The 3,635-nt window shown below is 69.3% G+C and carries 2 protein-coding genes; both read right to left on the bottom strand.

The features are described 5' to 3' along the window. A partial coding sequence (locus DKT68_RS31630; RefSeq protein WP_201749221.1) for a DUF6104 family protein occupies positions 1-173 on the bottom strand: 173 nt, incomplete at its 3' end. Positions 174-278: 105 nt separating this feature from the next. Further along, the coding region (locus DKT68_RS28375) for a multifunctional oxoglutarate decarboxylase/oxoglutarate dehydrogenase thiamine pyrophosphate-binding subunit/dihydrolipoyllysine-residue succinyltransferase subunit (protein ID WP_109820448.1) at positions 279-3,635 on the bottom strand (3,357 nt) is incomplete at its 5' end.

The following is a 3,635-nucleotide window of genomic DNA, read 5'->3' as shown; positions in this document are numbered from 1 at the left end:
TCGTCGGGGTCGTCGAGGCGGGCCAGGTAGGTGGCCAGGCGTTCGATGGGGGTCTCGAAGTCGGGGTTGAGGTCCACGAAGTCGCGCAGGCGCTCGCCCAGCCACTCCAGGGTCACCTGCTCGTCGCCCCGGCGCTCGACCAGCTCCTCGATGCCACGGTCGGTGAAGTACATCGGTACGTCCTTCGCTCGGCCCGGCGCGGGCCGGGCGGGGTGGACCGACGGAGCCGGGGCAGGACCGTGGTGACGGCCCTGCCCCGGCTCTCGCGGTGCGTCAGGTCACGGGCGGGGGAGAGCCGCCTCGATCAGGGCGTTCTGCTCGACCTCGTGGGTCTTGGCCGAGCCGACCGCCGGGGCGGCCGCGGCCGGGCGGGAGATCCGCCGCAGCCGGACGTCCGTGAGGTGCTCCAGCAGGTTGAGCGCGACGAACGACCAGGCGCCCTGGTTGGCCGGCTCCTCCTGCACCCAGGCGAAGTCCTCCGCGTTCGGGTACTGCGCGAGGGCGGCCCGGATCTCCTCCACCGGCAGCGGGTACAGCTGCTCGATCCGGAGGATCGCGGTGTCGGTGACGCCGCGCTCCTGCCGGGCCTGGAACAGGTCGTAGTAGATCTTGCCGGAGCAGAGCAGCACCCGCTTCACGGCCTCCGGGGCCGGGGCGGCCGTGTCGCGCAGCACCGGCTGGAAGGTGCCGGTGGTGAAGTCCTCCACCGACGAGACGCAGAGCTTGTGCCGCAGCAGCGACTTCGGCGTGAACACCACCAGCGGCTTGCGCTTCGGCGACAGGGCCTGGCGGCGCAGCAGGTGGAAGTAGTTCGCCGGGGTGGTCGGGATGGACACCCGCATGTTGTCCTCGGCGCACATCTGCAGGAACCGCTCCGGGCGGCCGGACGTGTGGTCCGGGCCCTGGCCCTCGTGGCCGTGCGGCAGCAGCAGGGTGACCGCGGAGCGCTGACCCCACTTCACCTCGCCGGAGGAGATGAACTCGTCGATCACCGACTGCGCGCCGTTGACGAAGTCGCCGAACTGCGCCTCCCAGGCGACCAGCGCGTTGATGTTCTCCACCGAGTAGCCGTACTCGAAGCCCATCGCGGCGTACTCGCTGAGCAGCGAGTCGTGCACGAAGAACCGGGAGCGCTCGCCGTCGCCGGTGAGCGACTTCAGCGGCAGGTAGTCGTCGCCGGTGCGGGCGTCCACCACCGAGGCGTGCCGCTGGACGAAGGTGCCGCGGCGCGAGTCCTGACCGGCGAGCCGGACGGTGACCCCGTCGTGCAGCAGCGCCCCCAGCGCGATGATCTCGCCGAAGCCCCAGTCGATGTTGCCCTCGACGGACATCTTGGCCCGCCGGTCGAGCAGCTGCTGGATCCGCTTGTGCGGGGTGAAGCCCTCCGGCAGGTTGACGTGTGCCTCGCCGATCGCCTTCACCACCGCGGCGTCGGTGGCGGTGTCGACCTGCGGCTCCGGCTCCTCCTCGCGGCGCGGCCGGTTGAGCTGGCGCGGCGCCGCGGCGGCGTCCCGGGTGGCCTTGAAGACCCGCTCCAACTGCGACTGGTAGTCGCGCAGCAGCTCCTCCGCGTCCTCCACGGTGATGTCGCCGCGACCGATCAGCTCCTCCGTGTAGAGCTTGCGGACCGAGCGCTTCGAGTCAATGATCTTGTACATCTGGGGGTTGGACATCGACGGGTCGTCGCCCTCGTTGTGCCCGCGCCGGCGGTAGCAGACCATGTCGATCACGACGTCCTTGTTGAACGTCTGCCGGTACTCGAAGGCCAGTCGGGCCACCCGGACCACGGCCTCCGGGTCGTCGCCGTTGACGTGGAAGATCGGCGCCTGGATCATCCGGGCCACGTCGGTGCTGTAGAGGCTGGAGCGGCTGTACTCCGGGGCGGTGGTGAAGCCGACCTGGTTGTTGACCACCACGTGCACGGTGCCGCCGGTGCGGTAGCCGCGCAGCTGCGACAGGTTGAGCGTCTCGGCGACCACGCCCTGCCCGGCGAACGCGGCGTCACCGTGCACCGCGAGCGGCAGCACGGTGTAGCCCTCCAGCTTGAGGTCGATCCGGTCCTGCTTGGCCCGGACGATGCCCTCCAGCACCGGGTCGACGGCCTCCAGGTGCGACGGGTTGGCCACCACCGACACCTTGACGGCGTGCTCGCCATCGGGGGTGGTGAACTTGCCGTTCTGGCCGAGGTGGTACTTCACGTCGCCGGAGCCCTGCGTCGAGCGCGGGTCCAGGTGACCCTCGAACTCGGAGAAGATCTTCTCGTACGGCTTGCCGACGATGTTGGCCAGCACGTTGAGCCGGCCCCGGTGGGCCATGCCGATGACGACCTCGTCCAGCCCGTTCTCGGCGGAGGACTCCAGCACCTCGCCGAGCAGCGGGATCAGCGACTCGCCGCCCTCCAGCGAGAAGCGCTTCTGGCCGACGTACTTGGTCTGGAGGAAGGTCTCGAACGCCTCGGCGGCGTTGAGCCGGTTGAGCACGTGCTTCTGCTCGTCCGCGGACGGCTTCTCGTACCTGCGCTCGATCCGCTCCTGGATCCAGCGCCGCTCCTCCGGATCCTGGATGTGCATGTACTCGATGCCGACCCGGCGGCAGTACGAGTCGCGCAGCACGCCGAGGATCTCGCGCAGCTTCATCCGCTGCCGGCCGGCGAAGCCGTTCACCGGAAACTCGCGGTCCAGGTCCCACAGGGTCAGCCCGTGCTGGAGGACGTCGAGATCCGGGTGCTTACGGATCTTGAATTCCAGCGGGTCGGTGTCGGCCATCAGGTGACCGCGCACCCGGTAGGCGTGGATCAGCTCGTGCACCCGGGCGGTCTTGTTGATCTGACCCTCGGAGTTGACCGCCACGTCGCGCACCCAGCGGACCGGCTCGTACGGGATGCGCAGCGAGGTGAAGATCTCGTCGTAGAAGCCGTGCTCGCCGAGGATCAGCTCGTGCATCACCTTGAGGAACTCGCCGGACTGCGCGCCCTGGATGATCCGGTGGTCGTACGTGCTGGTCAGCGTGATGATCTTGCTGACGGCCAGCTCGGCGAGGGTGGCCTCGGACATGCCCTGGTAGGGGGCCGGGTACTCCATGGCGCCGACGCCGATGATGGCGCTCTGCCCCTGCATCAGCCGCGGCATCGAGTGCACGGTGCCGATGCCGCCCGGGTTGGTCAGCGAGATCGTGGTGCCGGAGTAGTCCTCCATGGTCAGCTCGTTGCGCCGCGCCCGCCGGACCACGTCCTCGTACGCCTGCCAGAACTGCCGGAAGTCCATCTGCTCGCAGCCCTTGATGGAGGGGACCACCAGGTTGCGGGTGCCGTCGGGCTTGGCCAGGTCGATCGCGATGCCGAGGTTGACGTGCGCCGGGCGGACCACCGCGGGCTTGCCGTTTGCCTCGGCGAAGGAGTTGTTCATCTCCGGGTGCTGGACCAGCGCCCGGACCATCGCGTAGCCGACCAGGTGGGTGAAGCTGACCTTGCCACCGCGCCCGCGGGCGAGGTGGTTGTTGATCACGATGCGGTTGTCGACCAGCAGCTTGGCCGGGACCGCGCGAACGCTGGTCGCGGTGGGCACGCTCAGCGAGGCGTCCATGTTCTGGACGATCTTCGCGGCGACGCCGCGAAGATCGTCCAGAACATGGACGCC

The sequence above is a fragment of the Micromonospora acroterricola genome (assembly GCF_003172955.1).
Lineage (GTDB): Bacteria > Actinomycetota > Actinomycetes > Mycobacteriales > Micromonosporaceae > Micromonospora > Micromonospora acroterricola.
This window is presented reverse-complemented; position numbering and strand designations above follow the sequence as displayed.